The organism is Palleniella intestinalis (assembly GCF_013166595.1).
GTDB classification, from domain to species: domain Bacteria; phylum Bacteroidota; class Bacteroidia; order Bacteroidales; family Bacteroidaceae; genus Prevotella; species Prevotella intestinalis.
Genome location: NZ_JABKKG010000007.1, coordinates 130,157 through 148,383, shown reverse-complemented (window position 1 = coordinate 148,383; position 18,227 = coordinate 130,157). Strand labels below are relative to the sequence as shown.

Sequence of the window (18,227 nt, the reverse complement as noted above, 5' to 3'; positions counted from 1 at the left end):
AATGATATTTTCATAAATAGGACTATTTCATCATCAAAGAATTCATATGAAACAACGTAATGAGGTCGTAGATATAGCAAAAGGAATAGGGATAATTTTGGTTGTAGTAGGGCACATTGCATCATCAAGTTTTGATGCAATAATCTCAATTATATATTTGTTCCATATGCCTCTATTTTTCTTTTTGTCAGGTTTTTATTGCAAAACCAATAAGTCTTTTATTCAGTTTTTTTCAGACAAAGGATGTAGACTATTAATACCATATATAATATATTTGTTTGCCCAAACAATAGTAATGGACATAATTATTTTTGCTTCTTATAAAAATATAGAAGAAATAAAGGGGATATTTCTGTCCTTCCATCCCTTAGCAATCTGGTTCTTAATAAGTCTTTTTACATGTAATATATTACACTGGATAAATAGTAGACTTAAATTCCCCCCCCCCCTCTATTGGCTATAGTTACAGGAGTTTTAGGCTGCGGCATGGTGTGTAGTAAATTGGATTTGCCATGTTGTTTGTCGCAATCATTATTGGCTTATCCTTTTTTCTATATAGGCGATGTCGCTTACAATAAGATATGGGGAAATAACAAGCGAACAATATACGGTTGGCTTGTTAATAGTCGTTGGAACTATATAGTTCTTGGAATATTCAGTATGGCTTTGGTGTTCCACCCTAACATCTACACAGATATGTGGTCTTTGACAATAACAAGTTTCGTGGGTTGCTTCGTATATGCTTTGATAGGAATCTCTGTTGTTATCATTGCCTCGTCCATAATTTCGCAATATAAAACTATTAGTAGATATCTTTCAAAAATAGGTGTCTTATCCTTACATGTGATGTGTTTGCATTGCATGATAATAAAAGGGGCATGGTTGGGTGTGTCTATTGTTGCCAAAAGATATTATCCATGGTATGATTTGAACAATCCCAAAGGAGATGTATTTTTAGCAGTTTTTGTACTGGTAATTACGCTGGTGAGTTCTATATATGTAGCTTTATGGATAGATAAGCGTTTTGGGACTTTATTTAACTATAAAATAGAATTCAAGAAATGAACAAATTATTTTTTTTATTAAAAATTTTGAGATATAAATGGAATTATTTATTGTTAAGGAATTTACATAAGACAATAATCAAAGGACATCTTTGCACCCGAAATATTTATATATCTGATAAGGGGCAAAATAACAGAATATTGGCAGGAAAAAATGTTATACTGGAGAATTGCAAGTTCTTTTTTCAAGGAAATAATCATGTTGTGAAGTTTGGGGATGGTATCTGTGTCAGTGGCGTTACATTTGCTTTTGAAAAAGAAGAAAGTTGTATAGAATTAGGCAAAGGAACTTGGATTGGACCAGGCTGCTGTCTATCTGCAATGGCTGATACAAAGATTTCGATAGGTGATGGTACACTATTGGCAAAAGACTGTGTCGTAAGGACATCTGATTCCCATGTTATTATGGATGAAGAGAATAAAGTAATAAACACTCCTCAGGACATAATTATTGGTAATCATGTGTGGTTGGGTGAGCAAGTTTTTGTACTGAAAGGTGCTAAGATTGCTGATAGCAGCATAGTTGGTGCTAGATCTGTAGTAACAGCATCTACAAAGAGTGAAATTTCGTCGATAATTGTAGGACAGCCTGCAAAAATAGTAAAAAGAAATATATCATGGAAGTTGTAAAATGTAGTCTGCATGCGCGAATAATAATGCGCATGCGTAGTTTATATGGAAAAATAATTGGTCCGCATGCAGAATCTTTCTTTACCAAAGAAAGTGAAAAGGATAAAGAAAAAATCATGTCAATAATATGTGATGCTATCCAATCACGAAAACCTTTGATGATTGCTCGGTTAGGTCATACGGAAATGATGGTTTTGGAGAATTTGAAATACACATTTTACAAGTATCGTTCCAATGTGAAATATATCATATGGAGAGGGCAGCCAAATTTCTTGAATCCGATTCTTATTCCGATGTTCAATCAACTTTCCGGATTCTTCCCCTCTGATGATATTGAAGCTTTGAGAAAATTTTACGATTTGATGGTAAAATGTATGTCAAAAGTGGATATTCTTGGAAGCTGGTGTTATAATGAAGCAGATTTCAAAAAAGAATTAGCTTCGTCTGTAAAGGTTGACCGTGAATTAATGACTCCTTTGTTGACGGAAAACCCATGGACACGCGCATTGAAGGGGAAAAAAGTTCTTGTGATACATCCTTTTGAAGAAACAATTAGAAAACAATATGCACGAAGGGAAAAATTATTTCCCCAATGTCCTGATATATTGCCAGAATTTGAGCTTCATACAATTAAGGCAGTTCAGACTTTAGGATGTGCGGATGAAAATTTTAATGACTGGTTTGATGCTCTTGACTATATGAAGCGCCAGATGGATGCAGTGGACTATGATGTCTGTCTGTTGGGATGTGGAGCTTATGGGTTTCCTCTTGCAGCCTATGCTAAAGATTGTGGAAAGCAGGCAATACATTTAGGTGGTGTGTTACAATTACTTTTTGGCATAAAAGGAAAGCGTTGGGAAACGGATGAGGGATATATAAAAATACATCCCTATGCGTCAACCTATTATAATGAATATTGGGTTCGCCCTGACGAAACAGAAAAACCTCAGAAAGCCGATGGCGTTGAGGGTGGATGTTATTGGTGATTTATGAAAGTTGTTCATGTATGTAAACTTCCTGATGGTGGTGCAACATGGTGCGCCATGAGGATAAGTGCCGCATTGAATGAGGCGGGCATAGAGTCTTCTATGCTTCTGATGAGCGGAGAAGAAAGTGATGGCGTCGCTATTGCTGTCAAGGATGCGGTATATAAGAGATATGATAATACTCTTATACGCATATTGATGAAAGTGGTTAAGTTCATTGTCAGACCACGTTTCGAGTATCTTAAATATTTGCGCCGTAAGGCTGAGACTTCGGGCTCGATGTTCTTCACTTCTCCGGTTACGGAATATACTTGCCTTACGGAGCATCCGATGATAAAAAGTGCAGACATAGTGCATCTGCATTGGATTTCTGATTTTGTTGATTTTCCTTCGTTTTTTAAGAAAATAGACAAACCAGTCGTTTGGACGATTCATGATGAGAATCCCGGTTTGGGTGGTTTCCATTATGTAAGTGCCAAGCAGAATGCCGGAGAAACTTATCTTAAGTTGGATAAGATATATGTTGAAATAAAGAAAAAGGCAATCAATAGTGGAAAGAAACCATATCTGGTCGCGATTTCTTCGAAAATGCAGGATTTCTTCCATTCGAGTGATATATTGAAAAATTGTCCGGTGACGCTTATTCATAATGGTGTGGAAGGAAATCTGTATCAAATGCTGGATAAGGAAGATTGCAGAATGAGGCTGGATATACCGTTGGACAAGAAAGTGTTCCTTTTCTCATCTTTTGCCATAGAAGATAAACGCAAGGGACTTTCATTGCTGATAGAGGCATTGGAACGATTGGATGACAATCGCGTTATGTTGATTTGTCTTGGAGGATATAAGGATGTGCCAAAAAGTAATATTGAAATCCGGTGTGCCGGTTTGGTTTCCGATAAGAACTTGCTGTCTCAATATTATTCAGCGGCAGACTATTTTGTACTTTCTTCTTTCCAGGAAGGTTTTGCACAGACACCGTTGGAAGCCATGGCTTGCGGTACTCCTGTAGTAGCATTCCCTTGCAGTGGAGTTCCTGAACAGATTACTCCTGCCACAGGTGTGATTTGTGAGGACTTTACGGTGGATGCCCTTGAGATAGGGATACGTAATGCTATGGGGACAACCTATAGCCGTGACATTATCCGTACAGATGTACTGTCTCGCTTTTCTTATGACATTATAGCCAACCAATACATAAAATTGTATCGAAAAATAGTTTAATACTCATACAGATATAATTAGTCTTGATATATGTGATCATCGTGGATTTCCATACACGATGATCGTCATTGTCCAATAGAGAAATATTCACTATTTATGTTGAAAAATAAAAAAGGAAAAAGAATGAGTTTGAGATTACATCAAGTAAATATGGCAGACTATATTTCAAAATGTCGTTTAGGGCTGATGGCTTTAGCCATTGTTCTTGTAGTTGTTTACCATTACAAATGTTGGGTAGGAGGTTTTCCTTGGTATATAGGAATGATACTTCAATGGGGATTTATTGGGGTTGATATATTCTTTCTACTTAGTGGTTTTGGATTGACATATTCTTTTCGTAAAAATAGTATAGGAGGTTTTTACAAGAATAGGTTGATTAAGATATTACCTTGTTATTTGCTAATGGGTAGTATACTTGTTCTGGATAGACTTGCTGGAGGATATGAAATGTCAGGTGGTGAGATTCTTTGGATGTTCAGTACATTGGACTATACGTTCAACCATGGAGGAGTGGATTGGTATGTCAGTGCAATTCTGCAACTTTATCTCCTATTTCCTCTGTTTTATTATATTATTGTACGAACTCGTATGGGGGGGTAATTCTCACAGTTCCAATAGTTTTGGCTGTAACATGGCTATGCCCTATGCATTGGTCTCAGCTTGCAATGCTGCATCGTATTCCAATGTTTGTGTTTGGAATCTATCTGGCAATGTTTCGTGATACTTATCGTCAGCAGCAATATATTACAATTTTCTATACGCTCAGTTTTGTGGGGCTGGTAGTGTGCCAAGGTGAGGATGTTAATTTCCTATTGACAACTCTGATCACCCCTTTATTGGTATTCTTATTGGCTAAGATGCATTGTGTTTTCGATAGACTCAATATTGAAAAATTGCATGTGGTATATAAGGTTGTTGGAAACAATACTTTACAAATCTACTATGGTACAAATTTAGCATTGCTTTCGTATGACTTCATCTCTGTGGGGCGAGGGGTGAAAACGATAATCTTTTTACAAGCATTGATTTTTGGTTCTTATTTGTTTTATTGGATAACAGATAAAGCAAATAAACTTATTAATAAAAGTATATGAAACTTTCAATCATAACAGTATGCTATAATGATAAAGCAGGATTGGCACGTACATTGGAAAGCGTTAGCAACCAGATCTGTAAAGATTTTCAGTATATTGTCATAGATGGAGCCTCAGAGGATGGTTCCTGCGAGCTGTTGAAGCAGTATGATGAAATAATCGATTATAAAGTAAGTGAGAAAGACAATGGCATATATAATGCCATGAATAAAGGAATAGCTCAGGCAAGGGGCGAATACTGTCTTTTTCTGAATGCGGGTGACTCATTATATTCTCATGATACAATAGAAAGTGTTCTTCCATTGTTGGGAGATGCTGATTTTATCTCCGGAGATACTCTATGCACTTTTTCCGATGGCCATACCAGTGTATGGAAAGCTGTAAGTCAGCCGACAACCTATCTTATGGCAATATACTCTTTGAGCCACCAAGCGACATTCATTCATACATCATTGTTGAAACAACGACCTTATCGAGAAGATTTGAGAATTGTATCGGATTGGGAGCAAATGTTCTTTGAACTGATCATCAAAGACCGTTCCTATAAGAAAATAGAAAAATTCATTTGCAAATTTGCTCAAGGAGGGGTCTCGTCTTCTCAAAAGGAAAAGAGAGAAGAAGAACGCCAAAAAGTACTTGACGAGCATTTCTCCAAACGTATGCAGCATGATATAGTGCACCCAAATCTTCTTGTCCGTATTGCTACGCTTGCTGATGTGGAAAGCAATTATTTCAAGACTTTAGAGTTTACGGCAAGAGTTATAAGAAAGATGTTCGGAAAATGACACAAAATTGATTGAGATAGAAAAGAATGACACAGAGACCTTTTGTATCTTTTATTGTTCCTGTTTACAATGTGGAACAGTATCTGTGCCGGTGCGTGGATTCCGTCATTAGTCAGACTTGCGGAGACTGGGAGCTGGTTCTTATTGACGACGGAAGCCATGATACATCTTCACGGATATGTGACGATTATGTGGAGAAGGACAGCCGTATAAAAGTCATTCATCAGGAGAACCAGGGAGTTGCCGTCGCAAGGAACAGCGGACTTGATGCTGCATCAGGAGAATGGATATGGTTTGTAGATTCAGATGACTGGATAGAACATGGGGCTGTTAGCATCCTGAAAGATGCCTGTCATAGCTATTCTGATAATGACCTTGTCATGTTCGGTCAAATCAGGCATGAGGGAGACCATGCAGTCTCTCATGAAAGAAAGGAGATGAAGGACATTGGGAAGAATGATTTCCTGAGGAATCAGATATCCTTCTTCAACCAGTGCATGATTTTCAGGAATGATGTCATACAGGAGCATGGTCTGAGGTTTACAAAAGGTATACGGTTGGCGGAGGATTTGGAGTTCCAATATAAGTATGAGATGCTTTGCCTGAATCCTATTTCGATCTCAGAGCCGTTGTATCATTATCTGATACGCGAAGGTTCGGCAACGCATAGCTGTCGATACAGGCGTAATGCTGTTGATGATCTGTATCTTGTATTGCATAATCTCCACGGATTCATTGTTAAGCATGGCATCGCATCATCTGTATGGCTGAACATCCGCCTTGAGATGCTTATGAAGAACTGGCTTTACTCCGCTTCTCTTGTAGAAAGACTTGATAGGCAGGAATATCAGAAGCGTGTATGTGAGATCGTGGATATTTACCGTAGTATAGGTTTTACTTGTTTTGAAAACCGGAAAATCCGGCTGGCATACAGTAGTGTGCGATTATATTTTATTACAAACAAAATTTATCTGAGAATAAAAGGAATATCATGATACCCAAAATAATACATTACAGTTGGTTCAGTGGAGAACCATATCCAACATTTCTTAAAGAGTGTATGGACACTTGGAAGAAAGTGCTTCCTGACTATGAGTTTATATTATGGGACGCCAAGAAATTGGCGGAGTGTAACAATGTTTTTGCCAATGAGGCGGTAAGCGTTAAGAAATGGGCTTTTGCAGCTGATTTCGTGCGCCTGTATGCCGTCTACCATTACGGCGGAATCTGGCTTGACACGGACATTGATGTGTTCAAGCCGTTTGACCCGTTCCTGAATGACGGAATGTTCATAGGCCGTGAGTACTATGTGCATAAGGAGCAGGGCAAGGAAGATTACGCCACACTGACCTCCCATTGCTTCGGTGCCGAGAAGCATCATCCTTTCATAAAGGAGTGTCTGGAGTTTTATGAGCACAGGCATTTTATCCGTTCTCATAATGAGAATCTTCCTCAGGAGCTTCGTTACGACATGACGATAATCCCAATGCTTCAGGTTCGTTTGGCAGAGCGCTATGGTTTTGACTCAAGGGATTGTGTGAATAAGTTGCAGGTATTGGATAATGGCATACATATCTATCCATACCAGTATTTCGACCAGCCGGGTTATACAAGTATGAAGGATGTAGTATGCATTCACCGTGTGGCACAGAGTTGGAACAAGAAAGCCGGCATGAGCACTCGCGACATCACGAATCCCAAGAAGAAGACTTTGGGATACAGGAAGATGAAACTGCAGGAGAAACTTGCGAAATGGATAATGAAGCTGTAATATTATAATGAAGAAGATACTTCTATTACCTTATATACTTGTATTCGTATATTATTCCAAACGTATTCCACTTATCCTTGAGGACTTGAAGGCTTGGAAACGTTTTATTGCTATTGATGAATCGGTTAGTGACGTCGATGCTTTTGTAATGCTGTTGTGTAAGCGTAATGAGTATAGAACGGTTTTCTACCATAGACTGCCATTTGCAGTCAGACATATATGCAATATTTTTCTAAAACGTGTGCAGAACTGCTATCTTCACAGTAATATATCGGGGGGGGTAATTATACAACATGGCTTTTCCTCAATAATAGTAGCGGAAAGTATTGGAACTAATTTCTGTTTTCATCAGAACTGTACGGTAGGATGGGGCAAGGATGGCAAACCTGTTATTGGGAATAATGTGACAATGTATGCGGGTGCTGTAGTTGCAGGAAAGATAAGGATAGGAAATAATGTAAGAATATCAGCGAATGCGTTTGTCAGAACAGATGTGCCGGACAATAGCATTGCGTATGGTAATCCATGCGTGATAAGGAAAATGGAATCAAAATCAAAAAAAGCAGATACATGACTGTTAAAATATAAATTTGTTAATAGGTAGTAATGAGCAAAGTTTATAATTATAAAAAACAGTAGTAGATATTTATTTATGATTAACCTTTCGATAATTATACCTGCATATAATGCAGAAAAATTTCTTCCAAAGTGTTTGGAAAGTTGCCTTCATCAAGATATACCAACTGATGATTATGAAATAATAGTTGTTGATGATGGTTCTACTGACAATACGAGCAAAATAGTTGACTCTTATCAGAATGTAAATCCGAATGTTCGATATATTTTCCAAGAGAATGCCAAACAGGGGGCAGCTCGTAATAATGGTCTGCGGCAAGCATGCGGTGAATATATATGGTTTGTTGATGCGGATGATTGGATAAAAGAAAACTGCCTGAATAGGATTTTGACAGCTCTGAAAGAAAAAGATTTGGAGGGGATTACTGTTGGGCATGCGACACTCCACGGACAAGAATTGAAAAGGTGGAGAACTTTTGATGAAACTAAAATTGTAAGTGGAAAGGATTTATTGTGTGATTCTATTTTCTTGATAAGTCCGACTTATACTATATGGAAGCGTTCACATCTGATAGATAATGGGTTGTTTTTTATAGAAGGAATGTTCCATGAGGATACTGAAATATGCCCTAGAATGTACTATCGTACAAATCGTATAGGTTTTATAAATGAAATCTGCTATTTTGTCTATCAGAATCCGGAATCGACGACTCGTGGAATAAATCCCAAAAGAGCTTTTGATCTTGTTACTGTTGTTCGTGAGTTAAGCTGTTTTGCAGTTTCTGCTAGAGAGCAAGATATCCTTGTGTCATTAAATAACTATATGTCCGAGGCTTTGAACGCATCTTTGTATAATACGTACAAATTTGATTGTCATCAAGAAAGAGAACTGAATCGTTTATGGTATGAAAACCGTAATTTATTTAGGTGTCTTTTGTGTACTAATGTATTGAAATACAAACTTGAAGGTATTCTGTTTAGAATGTTTCCATGGAGGATATCTAAAATTTATAAATGTATTCAGATTTTCAATGCAACTCCTGGGGGGATGAAGCGCAAATGATATAGCGAAATGTGAAGAATAAAATTATGAAATTTAGTTTATATACCAAGTCCTCCTATATTGACAAGGCGATAATTGTGCGTCATTCTATGGATGTGCTTGGCTTTGATACTGCCGTTGCAACTCTGCTGGCTGTAAAATAAATATGTTATGTGGAAAGCAATCAAAAACTATTATAGGAATAACAAAATGGAACTGCTGATAACGTTCTGTATATTCAGCAATCTTTATCCCTATAATATTCCTACATTTGTTTATTACATCGGTCTTGCCTTATTGGGCTACAAGATGAGCAAGTACAGTGTGCGTATGGAGTCAAAGTACTCTATCTATGTGCTGTTCCTTGCCGTTGTGTGGCTTGCATCCATAATAAATATGGCTTTGGACTTACGTCTGATACTGTTTACGGCAATCCTTGTAATGTGCGGACCTTTTATGACAAGTGTTCGGTGGCACTTGTTCAAAAAGAAATTGATGAGAAACTTCGTTATAGGATTTGCTATAACAGTGATAATAAGTCTTATAGCGAAGGCTCAGGGAGTGAATAACCAGATAATCCGTTATGGCGGAAGTATGATGGAGTATGGCGGTGTTGATGAGTTTTCCGGATATGCCAAGTTCCCGATGTGGAACAGTGCCGCAGCGGCAATGAGTATTATATTGTTTGCTTATCTGCTGTTTAAGAATAAGGGTAAGGGTTCTAAATACCAGTACCTTCTTCTCCTGATGCTCCTTGCTTCAATTTATGTTTGTCTGCTTTCCGCTTCTCGTTCGGCAGCAGGCTTAGCGGTTGTCTCTTCCGGCTTGCTTTTCTATTGGCTTTCATTCAATGCGAAAGCTATTATGAAGTATGTGATGGTATTTGGTGTGATAGGAGTCCTCTCATTTCCTTTTTTCATGAAGAGTGCGGAGCGTATGATGCAAAAGCAAGATGCACAAGAGGCAACGGGGGTAACTTCTAGAGATGCATTGTGGATCAAGCGAATGGCAGAGTTCAACTCTTCTCCTCTTTTTGGAGTAGGGTATGCTGTTAGTGGTGTGGGGAGTGACCGTAAGATTGGACGTGACGAGTCCGGTGGCAGTTGGATTGCAATCCTTGCCCAGACAGGCATAATGGGCTTTGTTATCGCCCTGATACTTTGGCTTCGTACTTTTACCTCCGTTAAGAATATAAAGTATGATACGGAATACGTTCTGATGTATGCAATCTTCTGTTTCTTTACAGTACATACTATTTTGGAGGGTTATATGTTCCAGGGCGGATGGTACATGTGCATTGTCTGTTGGATGTGTATTGGCGTGCTGAGTGAGGCACAGATGTACAAGCAACAACTTATTGCATTAAAGCAACAAGGATATGAGCTATAAGAATATAAGAAAGTATAGTATTATATTGGCTGTACCAGCCATATTTATCTGTTCAGAACTTCTCCTTCGCGCTTTCGGTTTCTGTGATGCCCTTCTTTACAACGAAAGTGAATTGTATGAGTATATTGCACAGCCGAATCAGGACAGATATAGGTTCGGTGCTCACATAAAGACGAATTCTTTTTCGCAACGTAACAGCGAAGAGCCGGACACGACAAAAACAATTGTGCTTGGTCTTGGTGACTCCGTGCTGTTCGGCGGCACAATGACTGACCAGGCTGATTTGGCATCAGTCCTTTTCTCTAAAGAAACAGGGATGCAGATGCTGAACATCTCTGCGGGCAGCTGGGGACCTGATAACTGTGCTGCATATCTGAAAGAGAGTGGTACTTTTTGTGCCAAGGCGATGGTGCTGGTGTGCAGCAGCCATGATGCCTACGACCGTATGTCCCATGTGCCGGTTGTAGGCAGGTTTCCGAATTATCCGGACAAGCAGTACAAGTTGGCGGTATGGGAGTTGCTGGACAGGTATATTGTTCCGAAGGTTACGGTGATTTGGAACAAGACAAAGCAACAGCTTGACCCGGACGAGACTGTTGCACATCAGGTGGCGAATGCTGTGGTGCAGCCAAAGTCTCCGATGGAATATCCCATAAATGAAGGCTTTGGTGAGTTAAAAGCCATTGCAGACTCTGTAGGAATTCCTTTCAGCATCTATCTCCATGCCGAGCGTGGTGAGGTTGAGGCCGGTGAGTATAACGCCATGGGGAAAGTCATCCTTCAATGGGCGGAAGAGAATGATGTCCATTGCATGACGGGACTGGAATCCGGTGAGACTCCGAAGATGTTCCGTGACGGCATTCATCTTAATGAAGAAGGTCAGAGGCATTTGGCAAAATGCTTGGAGAAGCTACTGCAGAGTATATCACAGTAAGTCCCATGAATGGACATATTTTGTTTGGCATTGGTTTCAATGCTTTTCTTTCATCGTCCATATGACACAAAATAATTTTGTTTATGAGTTTTAAGAATTTAGCGATATTGCAGCCTGAGGTGCCGCATTACCGTGAGGATTTTTTTGCAGGTCTGCGTGAGCAATGCGGAAAGGCAGACATCTATGTCTACAATTCTCAGGCGGCAGCGGCAAAGAATGGTTTCAAGGTACAAAGTGAAGGGGCAAGTTATATTCCGAACATGCAATGGCATGGCATACTGTGGTATAACCCTTTCAAATTGTTGCGCAAGGAATATGATACACTTGTGCTGATGCTCCATTTCGCGCATATCACCACATGGCTTTTGCTACTGACAAAGTTCATCCACAGGAAACATATCATACTGTATGGTCAGGGCATTTCCGTGAAACGCTATCTGAAGGAAGAACAGCAAGTGGACTGGAAACTGAAATGGATGGGAGCAATGGCTGACGGTATATGGCTGTATATGCCGAAAGAGGAAAAGCAATGGAAAGAGATTTTCCCAAAGAAAAAGATAGTGGCACTGAACAACACTGTGACAGGCATGGACGGCATAGTCTCATACATCCCACCAATGTCCAAAGCGTCATTGAAAGAGAAGCATGGCATAACGGAAGAAAGAATACTGATTTTCTGCGCCCGTTTCACTTCCCCTTACCGACGTGTCGACCTGCTTCTTCGTGCCATAGAGAGCCTTGACAGCAGCCGTTTCGGTTTCATAATAATCGGCGACGGTGCCAACAAACCAGATTTCAGCAGCTATAAGAACGTGCATGACTTTGGTGCTGTCTATGATGTCAATCTGAAACGCGAGCTTTTCTCTGCGGCAGACATCTATTTCCAGCCCGGTTGGGTAGGGCTGTCCATTGTTGAGGCTATGGGCTACGGCTTGCCAATCTTCACGTTCCGTCGCTCCACAGAGACATTGCAGTGCGTGGAGTACAGTTACATAAAGTCAGGAGTCAACGGTATGATTTTCGACACTTTTGATGACTGCGAGCGTACTGTCAGCGACACTCCGGACTGTGACATTGTCCGCATGGGGCAGGAGGCAAAGGCACTTGCCTGCACACTTCTTCCGGAGAATATGGTTAAAAACGCATTGAGTATCTTATGATAAAGGTAATACACTACATTCCAAGCCTTGACCGCACTTGGGGCGGCACGGCTTTTTATATGCAGCTTCTTTCCAAGGAACTCGGACTGCTGACGGAGCTTCACATTGCCTCTCACGGAAGTGATAACGAACTTCCTATGGACAACGGCATAGTCCACAGGCTGCCGTCATGGAAGAGCCCTCTGAGCCTGAAGCATTCATGGCAGGAACTTCTGTCAGAGGTGCATCCGGACATTGTCCACATCAACTGCTGCTGGACACCAAGTTGTGCCATGCTTCAGCGGTGGGCACAATCGTCAGGATATAAAGTTGTCCTTACCCCTCATGGCATGCTTGAGCCATGGATTATGCAGAGGCATTATTGGACAAGGAAATTCCCGGCATTGCTTCTCTATCAGAAGAGTGCCGTTGTCCGTGCAGAACACCTTCATGCCACAGCGGAGAGCGAGAAAGACAATCTTCTTGCACTGGGCTACAACAATAAAATCAGTGTCATAGCCAATGGCGTAGATGTTGACAGCATAGAGATGAAGACATCATGGAAGCGCAACAAGGAGATACTGTTCCTGAGCCGTGTACATGTGAAGAAAGGCATAAACTTCCTCATCGATGCGGTGGCAGAACTGAAATCTGAACTGCACGGATACACCGTGCGTATTGCCGGCGAAGGTGAGGAGACCTACATCAATGAACTGAAGCGTCGTGCTTCCGACCTTGGCATTGCTGACATCATCCGCTTCGAAGGCGGTGTCTACGGTGACCGGAAATGGGAACTGTTCCGTCAGGCAGACTTGTTTGTCCTTCCGACACACAGTGAGAATTTCGGCATAGTTGTCGCTGAGGCGTTGGCAAGCGGCACACCTGTCGTGACCACCGAGGGAACACCATGGGGCGACCTTCATGATTACGATTGCGGTTGGTGGACAGCCGTCGGTACAGAACCTACGGTGGCAGCCCTGCGCTCTTTCCTCGAGCTTTCGGAAGAAGAGTTGGAGAAGAAAGGGCATAACGGCCGACGACTTGTGGAAGAAAAGTATTCCGAGCGCAAGGTCGCTGAGGAATTTGTGGAAATGTACAACAACATACTTGGCAATGGGAAGAGTTGATTTGGGAGCTTTCACCACGGGAAATTTCGATAAAGGGGCCGGCGGGCTGAAGATAGCACTGTGGTATTTTGTCAATGCGCTGTTTGTCCGCGCCTCATGGAATCCTTTCATGGGAATAAAGGTTTTTCTTCTTCGCGCGTTCGGTGCAAAGATAGGCAAAGGCTTGGTGATAAAGAATAATGTGACCATCAAGTTCCCATGGAAACTTACGGTGGGCGACAATGTGTGGCTGGGTGAGAACTGCTGGATTGACAATCTCGACCATGTGACCATCGGCAGCAATGCCTGTGTGTCACAAGGAGCGTTGCTTCTCACCGGCAACCATGATTACACCATACCTTCAATGCCATACCGCAATGCCCCTATTGTCCTTGAGGACGGAGTGTGGGTTGGTGCTCGCGTTGTTGTCTGTCCGGGCATAACGATGTGCGAGAACTCCATTGCCACAGTCGGCAGCGTGATAACAAAGGACACTGAATCTGCCGGGATTTACCAAGGCATTCCGGCGGTGATGATAAGAAAAAGAAGGATAAAAACTGTCTGAGGGAACATCAGAAATTCCTTTCAGCAGCGATTTCACTAAGAAGAAAAACACTGTTATGAAGATATCTATAATCACCTCTTGCTACAACCGCGAGTCCACCATCCGTGGCGCCATAGACAGCGTCATGTCGCAGGACTACCCGGATATTGAGTACATCATCGTTGACGGCTCTTCCACGGATAAATCTCTGGAGATAATAAAGGAAATGGAACGCCTTTCCAAAGAAGCCGGTTTCAGGTCTACGCATCCCGGTTTCGAGATGAAAGTCATCTCCGAGCCTGACGGCGGGATGTATGAGGCACTGAACAAAGGCATCCGCATGGCAACAGGTGACATCATCGGTCTTGTCCATTCCGATGACTTCCTGTACTCCGGTGAGACAGTCTCCCATATAGCCGAGCGCTTCCGCGAGAGTCATGCCGACTTCCTTTACGGTGACGGTCTGTTTGTGAACCATGAGCGTACCGGCAAGGTTGTCCGCAACTGGATAGGCGGCAAGTACCGCCTTTGGAAAGTCCGTCACGGCTGGCTCCCTTTGCATCCTACGTGCTATATCCGCCGCAGCGTGATGGAGCGCAAGGGACTTTATAACGAGAGCTACAAGATAGCAGCGGACTCCGACCTTCTCTTCCGCTACCTTGTCGGTGGCGATCTGTCCGTTACCTATCTGCCGGAGTACATCGTCCGCATGCGCATGGGTGGCCTGAGCACTGACAGCGCACGTCGCAGACAGATGTGGCGTGAGGATGTGCGCATGTACAGTTCCCACGGCATGAACCCTGTGCTGATGAAGATAGAGAAGATGCTGTGGAAGGTTCCGCAGTTCATCGAGGCAAAGTTCAAATGATAGGATGTTTTGATGTTTGTGCGTGCTAATGCTCTCATAAATAATGGTTTATGGCAAAAAGAGAATAAGAGATATTTGCACATTCGTTTTTAGATAATCAGTGGCAGTATGAAAGGTAACCTTTCGTACTGTAAAAGGTAACTCTTGGCATAGTGAAAGGTAACCCTTCATATTGTCAAGGGTTACCTTTTACTATGCCGACCAATATCTTGCTATTTTTATTGCTTTTAAGTTTGTCAACAGACCAATAATCCCGGCCCCTTTTAAGCAACATTTTCGTCAGTCAGTTCCCTTGGCAGCTTGGGGATTATACGACATCAGCCGGCACGCTCGTGATAAGAGTCAGTGCCAGCTGATGTCGTATAAGATTGTTTGTCCATATATGTAATGAAATATGGACTGTGGCTTTGTTTAGAGGTTTTTCTTGATGAGTTCAATCATGTCCTTGTACTCTTCGTCGGTGAGATAAACCTCACCCGGATTCATGCGGAACAGTCCCGGATAGTCAGGGCCTCCTACGTACTTAGGAGCGAGGTGGAAATGGAGGTGGGAGAGTGTATCGGAGAATGCACCGTAGTTAATCTTCTCAGGGTTGAATGCGCGCTGCATGGCACGTGTGGTCTGTGCCACGTCCGCCATGAAGTCGTTGCGCTGCTGGTCGTTAAGTTCGTTGAGGTCATTGACATGTCCGTCATAAGCCACAAGACAGCGTCCGCGGTAAGTCTGCTCTTTGAAAAGGAAGACACGTGAAACACGGAGGTGGCAAATCTCAATCATGAGGTTGTGCAGTGTCTCATTGTTCTGGCAATAGAGACAATCTTTTGGGTCTGAATACATAATTTTGGTAGTTTGTAAGTTAATGTTTATATAGTTTGTTATGATAAGGTAATGTGTGAATTTATGAATACTTCATCCATTTCCACATCTCCTTAACGGTTGGTTTCTTGCCATACATGAGTATGCCTATGCGGTAAATCTTTCCGCCTACCCATACAAACAGCAGGGCTGTGGCGTAGAGTATTGCGAGAGAGAGCAGTTCCTGCCACAGAGGCACGCCGAACGGTATGCGCACCATCATGACAATAGGGCTTGTCAGAGGGAACATGGAAGCCCAGAATGCCAATGGGCCGTCAGTGTTCTCGGCAGAGCCCATTGCTGCATAGAGCGCGAAGACCATTATTATCACCATAGGTGTCATGAACTGTGAAGAGTCTTCTTGCGAATTGACTGCTGCGCCTATGGCTGCGTAGAAAGAGGAGTAGAGGATATATCCTCCAAGGAAGAAGAACAGGAACATTATGCCTATCTCTGCCAGTGGCAGATTGCTTGCAGCCTGCATGAATTCTGCCGATGAGTCGTTATTCTCCAATGCTTGAAGGGCTGCCTGCTGTGCCGTTTGTCCTCCTTCCATCCCTATGGCCGGGTCTGCCATGGAAGGCATGACACTGATGCCCACAAGTGCACTGATGCCGAGAAGCATTGCGCCCCATACAAGCATTTGTGTGAATCCTACAAGCATCACGCCGATTATTTTTCCCATCATAAGCTGGAATGGCTTCACGCTTCCCACAATCACCTCTATGATGCGGTTTGTCTTCTCTTCCATAACGCCCTGCATTACCATTGCGCCGTACATGAGCACAAACATGTAAATGAGGATAGCAGAGATAAGTCCAAGTGCCATTGCGAGTTCGCTTGACGACAAAGTCTCTTCACCGTTGTCACCCCATTTCACTGTCTTTATGTTTATGCTTGTCTGCAAGTCGCTCACGATGTTCTCAAGCTGTGGGATGTTGTATGCGGCGAGTTTATCCTTGTGAACTTGTGTGTCAAGGATTCTCTCCACGTGGCGTATGAGGTCGTTCTGCACCTCGTTACGGCTGTATATCTTTATTGCGTTGGGGTCTGAAGTCAGGTCTCCTGTTATGCAGACAACAGCCTCGATGTCCAGTTCTTCATTATTATATAATTGCACATCGCCTGCTCCCGGTACGAATTTGTAGCCCTTCATTTCATCATCCGAAGCACTGTTGCAGGCAGTGCCGGTGTTGGTGAAGAGCGGCAGGTATTTCTCTGTCTTGTCCATGATGACTACCTGTTTCTGCTCGTCATCCTTTATGGAACCAAGAATCACAGGGAATGCGCACAGTGCGGCAATGAGGAAAGGCATGAGAATGGTCAGTATGAGGAATGACTTCTTCTTCACACGTGTCATGTATTCCCTGCCGATAACTATTCCTAAATTATTCATTGTATGGTCTTTTTATTTGTTTGTGCCGGAGGTTATTGTGTTAAGGAACACATCGTTCATTGACGGAAGAACCTCATGGACTTCTACATTCTTGAGTTGTTGGGCGAGGTTTTCAACCTGCTCGCGCGTTCCCTGTGCCTTGATTTCGAAAGTGCCGTCAGCGAACTGCCGTTTCACGTCAATGACGCTTCCTGATAGCACTACCCGGCTTTTGTTGATAAGGGCGATGTCGTCGCAGACATCTTCCACGGATGCCATGTTGTGGGTACTGTAGATGATGGTGTGCCCCTCGTCCCTCAGTTGTAGTATCTCGCGCTTAAGAAGCTCTGCGTTTACAGGGTCGAAACCTGAGAAAGGCTCATCAAAGATAAGCAGGGGAGGGCGGTGGACAACGGTGGTTATGAACTGCACCTTCTGCTGCATGCCTTTGGACAGTTCCTCCAGTTTCTTGTGCCACCATGGCATTATCTCAAACTTTTCAAACCATTTCGTCAGCTCCGCCTTAGCGTCCTGTGACGACATACCTTTCAGTCGGGCGAGGTAAAGAGCCTGCTCTCCGACTTTCATTTTTTTGTACAAGCCGCGCTCTTCCGGCAGATAGCCAATCTTACGCACATCATCGGCACTGAAATCGTGGCCGTCAAAGATTACTTTTCCACTGTCCGGGGCGGTGATACGGTTGATTATACGGATTAGCGTCGTCTTGCCGGCACCATTCGGTCCCAGCAGTCCGAACACTTTTCCCTTCTTGACGTGGATGCTTACATCGTCAAGGGCGGTATGCTCAGCATACCTTTTTACTATATGTTCTACTTTCAGCATAA

Annotated in this window: 21 protein-coding genes; 18 read left to right on the top strand and 3 right to left on the bottom strand. The window is 42.4% G+C overall.

Annotated elements, in window-relative coordinates; genetic code table 11:
* Positions 1 to 46: 46 nt before the first annotated feature.
* From HPS57_RS14525 to HPS57_RS10640, 18 genes are all read left to right on the top strand, one after another.
* Positions 47 to 463 (top strand): acyltransferase family protein, encoded by a 417-nt coding sequence (locus HPS57_RS14525; protein ID WP_172182958.1) that lies wholly within the window; start codon positions 47 to 49, stop codon positions 461 to 463.
* On the top strand, positions 454 to 1,065 hold the full coding sequence (locus tag HPS57_RS10720) for a hypothetical protein (RefSeq protein ID WP_172182956.1): 612 nt from the start codon (positions 454 to 456) through the stop codon (positions 1,063 to 1,065). Before HPS57_RS14525 ends, HPS57_RS10720 begins: the two co-directional genes overlap by 10 nt.
* On the top strand, positions 1,062 to 1,694 hold the full coding sequence (locus HPS57_RS10715) for an acyltransferase (RefSeq protein WP_172182954.1): 633 nt from the start codon (positions 1,062 to 1,064) through the stop codon (positions 1,692 to 1,694). The genes HPS57_RS10720 and HPS57_RS10715 overlap by 4 nt, the downstream gene beginning before the upstream one ends.
* A complete protein-coding gene (locus HPS57_RS10710) occupies positions 1,682 to 2,680 on the top strand; it encodes a GT-D fold domain-containing protein (RefSeq protein WP_172182952.1) in 999 nt (332 codons plus the stop codon). Before HPS57_RS10715 ends, HPS57_RS10710 begins: the two co-directional genes overlap by 13 nt.
* A gap of 3 nt (positions 2,681 to 2,683) precedes the next feature.
* Positions 2,684 to 3,904, top strand: coding sequence for a glycosyltransferase (locus HPS57_RS10705; RefSeq protein ID WP_172182950.1), 1,221 nt, complete (start codon positions 2,684 to 2,686; stop codon positions 3,902 to 3,904).
* Positions 3,905 to 4,054: 150 nt separating this feature from the next.
* Positions 4,055 to 4,504 (top strand): acyltransferase family protein, encoded by a 450-nt coding sequence (locus HPS57_RS10700; protein ID WP_216653404.1) that lies wholly within the window; start codon positions 4,055 to 4,057, stop codon positions 4,502 to 4,504.
* Positions 4,505 to 4,524: 20 nt separating this feature from the next.
* Positions 4,525 to 4,998, top strand: coding sequence for a hypothetical protein (locus HPS57_RS10695; RefSeq protein WP_172182946.1), 474 nt, complete (start codon positions 4,525 to 4,527; stop codon positions 4,996 to 4,998).
* Positions 4,995 to 5,783: a glycosyltransferase family 2 protein gene (locus HPS57_RS10690; RefSeq protein ID WP_172182944.1), complete on the top strand. Its 789-nt coding sequence runs from the start codon at positions 4,995 to 4,997 to the stop codon at positions 5,781 to 5,783. The genes HPS57_RS10695 and HPS57_RS10690 overlap by 4 nt, the downstream gene beginning before the upstream one ends.
* Positions 5,784 to 5,809: 26 nt before the next feature.
* Positions 5,810 to 6,778 (top strand): glycosyltransferase family 2 protein, encoded by a 969-nt coding sequence (locus HPS57_RS10685; RefSeq protein WP_172182942.1) that lies wholly within the window; start codon positions 5,810 to 5,812, stop codon positions 6,776 to 6,778.
* Positions 6,775 to 7,554: a glycosyltransferase family 32 protein gene (locus HPS57_RS10680; RefSeq protein WP_172182940.1), complete on the top strand. Its 780-nt coding sequence runs from the start codon at positions 6,775 to 6,777 to the stop codon at positions 7,552 to 7,554. Before HPS57_RS10685 ends, HPS57_RS10680 begins: the two co-directional genes overlap by 4 nt.
* A 7-nt stretch (positions 7,555 to 7,561) precedes the next feature.
* Positions 7,562 to 8,128, top strand: coding sequence for an LbetaH domain-containing protein (locus HPS57_RS10675; RefSeq protein WP_172182938.1), 567 nt, complete (start codon positions 7,562 to 7,564; stop codon positions 8,126 to 8,128).
* Positions 8,129 to 8,206: 78 nt separating this feature from the next.
* Positions 8,207 to 9,193: a glycosyltransferase family 2 protein gene (locus HPS57_RS10670; RefSeq protein ID WP_172182936.1), complete on the top strand. Its 987-nt coding sequence runs from the start codon at positions 8,207 to 8,209 to the stop codon at positions 9,191 to 9,193.
* A 189-nt stretch (positions 9,194 to 9,382) separates the two neighbouring features.
* On the top strand, positions 9,383 to 10,561 hold the full coding sequence (locus HPS57_RS10665) for an O-antigen ligase family protein (RefSeq protein ID WP_172182934.1): 1,179 nt from the start codon (positions 9,383 to 9,385) through the stop codon (positions 10,559 to 10,561).
* A complete protein-coding gene (locus tag HPS57_RS10660) occupies positions 10,551 to 11,495 on the top strand; it encodes an SGNH/GDSL hydrolase family protein (protein WP_172182932.1) in 945 nt (314 codons plus the stop codon). Before HPS57_RS10665 ends, HPS57_RS10660 begins: the two co-directional genes overlap by 11 nt.
* Positions 11,496 to 11,578: 83 nt before the next feature.
* Positions 11,579 to 12,655, top strand: a complete 1,077-nt coding sequence (locus tag HPS57_RS10655) for a glycosyltransferase (RefSeq protein ID WP_172182930.1) — start codon at positions 11,579 to 11,581, stop codon at positions 12,653 to 12,655.
* The gene (locus tag HPS57_RS10650; protein WP_172182990.1) at positions 12,655 to 13,761 is read left to right on the top strand and encodes a glycosyltransferase; all 1,107 of its coding nucleotides are present in this window, start codon (positions 12,655 to 12,657) and stop codon (positions 13,759 to 13,761) included. The genes HPS57_RS10655 and HPS57_RS10650 overlap by 1 nt, the downstream gene beginning before the upstream one ends.
* The gene (locus tag HPS57_RS10645; protein ID WP_172182928.1) at positions 13,748 to 14,305 is read left to right on the top strand and encodes a WcaF family extracellular polysaccharide biosynthesis acetyltransferase; all 558 of its coding nucleotides are present in this window, start codon (positions 13,748 to 13,750) and stop codon (positions 14,303 to 14,305) included. Before HPS57_RS10650 ends, HPS57_RS10645 begins: the two co-directional genes overlap by 14 nt.
* Before the next feature lie 55 nt (positions 14,306 to 14,360).
* Entirely contained in the window at positions 14,361 to 15,152 is a 792-nt protein-coding gene (locus tag HPS57_RS10640) for a glycosyltransferase family 2 protein (RefSeq protein ID WP_172182926.1), read from the top strand.
* Between the two features lie 411 nt (positions 15,153 to 15,563).
* On the opposite strand, the gene HPS57_RS10635 is transcribed toward HPS57_RS10640, so the two are convergent.
* The 3 genes from HPS57_RS10635 to HPS57_RS10625 form a co-directional block, all read right to left on the bottom strand.
* Positions 15,564 to 15,989, bottom strand: a complete 426-nt coding sequence (locus tag HPS57_RS10635) for an HIT family protein (RefSeq protein ID WP_135939781.1) — start codon at positions 15,987 to 15,989, stop codon at positions 15,564 to 15,566.
* Between the two features lie 61 nt (positions 15,990 to 16,050).
* Positions 16,051 to 17,403, bottom strand: a complete 1,353-nt coding sequence (locus HPS57_RS10630) for an ABC transporter permease (RefSeq protein WP_172182924.1) — start codon at positions 17,401 to 17,403, stop codon at positions 16,051 to 16,053.
* Between the two features lie 12 nt (positions 17,404 to 17,415).
* Positions 17,416 to 18,225, bottom strand: a complete 810-nt coding sequence (locus HPS57_RS10625) for an ABC transporter ATP-binding protein (protein ID WP_172182922.1) — start codon at positions 18,223 to 18,225, stop codon at positions 17,416 to 17,418.
* Positions 18,226 to 18,227 lie beyond the last annotated feature (2 nt).

Bases quoted from the DNA above. Each gene is read 5' to 3' on its own strand.
- HPS57_RS14525 (WP_172182958.1), top strand. From the start codon at position 47: ATGAAACAACGTAATGAGGTCGTAGATATAGCAAAAGGAATAGGGATA.
- HPS57_RS10715 (WP_172182954.1), top strand. From the start codon at position 1,062: ATGAACAAATTATTTTTTTTATTAAAAATTTTGAGATATAAATGGAAT.
- HPS57_RS10710 (WP_172182952.1), top strand. From the start codon at position 1,682: ATGGAAGTTGTAAAATGTAGTCTGCATGCGCGAATAATAATGCGCATG.
- HPS57_RS10705 (WP_172182950.1), top strand. From the start codon at position 2,684: ATGAAAGTTGTTCATGTATGTAAACTTCCTGATGGTGGTGCAACATGG.
- HPS57_RS10700 (WP_216653404.1), top strand. From the start codon at position 4,055: ATGGCAGACTATATTTCAAAATGTCGTTTAGGGCTGATGGCTTTAGCC.
- HPS57_RS10690 (WP_172182944.1), top strand. From the start codon at position 4,995: ATGAAACTTTCAATCATAACAGTATGCTATAATGATAAAGCAGGATTG.
- HPS57_RS10685 (WP_172182942.1), top strand. From the start codon at position 5,810: ATGACACAGAGACCTTTTGTATCTTTTATTGTTCCTGTTTACAATGTG.
- HPS57_RS10680 (WP_172182940.1), top strand. From the start codon at position 6,775: ATGATACCCAAAATAATACATTACAGTTGGTTCAGTGGAGAACCATAT.
- HPS57_RS10675 (WP_172182938.1), top strand. From the start codon at position 7,562: ATGAAGAAGATACTTCTATTACCTTATATACTTGTATTCGTATATTAT.
- HPS57_RS10670 (WP_172182936.1), top strand. From the start codon at position 8,207: ATGATTAACCTTTCGATAATTATACCTGCATATAATGCAGAAAAATTT.
- HPS57_RS10665 (WP_172182934.1), top strand. From the start codon at position 9,383: ATGGAACTGCTGATAACGTTCTGTATATTCAGCAATCTTTATCCCTAT.
- HPS57_RS10660 (WP_172182932.1), top strand. From the start codon at position 10,551: ATGAGCTATAAGAATATAAGAAAGTATAGTATTATATTGGCTGTACCA.
- HPS57_RS10655 (WP_172182930.1), top strand. From the start codon at position 11,579: ATGAGTTTTAAGAATTTAGCGATATTGCAGCCTGAGGTGCCGCATTAC.
- HPS57_RS10645 (WP_172182928.1), top strand. From the start codon at position 13,748: ATGGGAAGAGTTGATTTGGGAGCTTTCACCACGGGAAATTTCGATAAA.
- HPS57_RS10640 (WP_172182926.1), top strand. From the start codon at position 14,361: ATGAAGATATCTATAATCACCTCTTGCTACAACCGCGAGTCCACCATC.
- HPS57_RS10635 (WP_135939781.1), bottom strand. From the start codon at position 15,989: ATGTATTCAGACCCAAAAGATTGTCTCTATTGCCAGAACAATGAGACA.
- HPS57_RS10630 (WP_172182924.1), bottom strand. From the start codon at position 17,403: ATGAATAATTTAGGAATAGTTATCGGCAGGGAATACATGACACGTGTG.
- HPS57_RS10625 (WP_172182922.1), bottom strand. From the start codon at position 18,225: ATGCTGAAAGTAGAACATATAGTAAAAAGGTATGCTGAGCATACCGCC.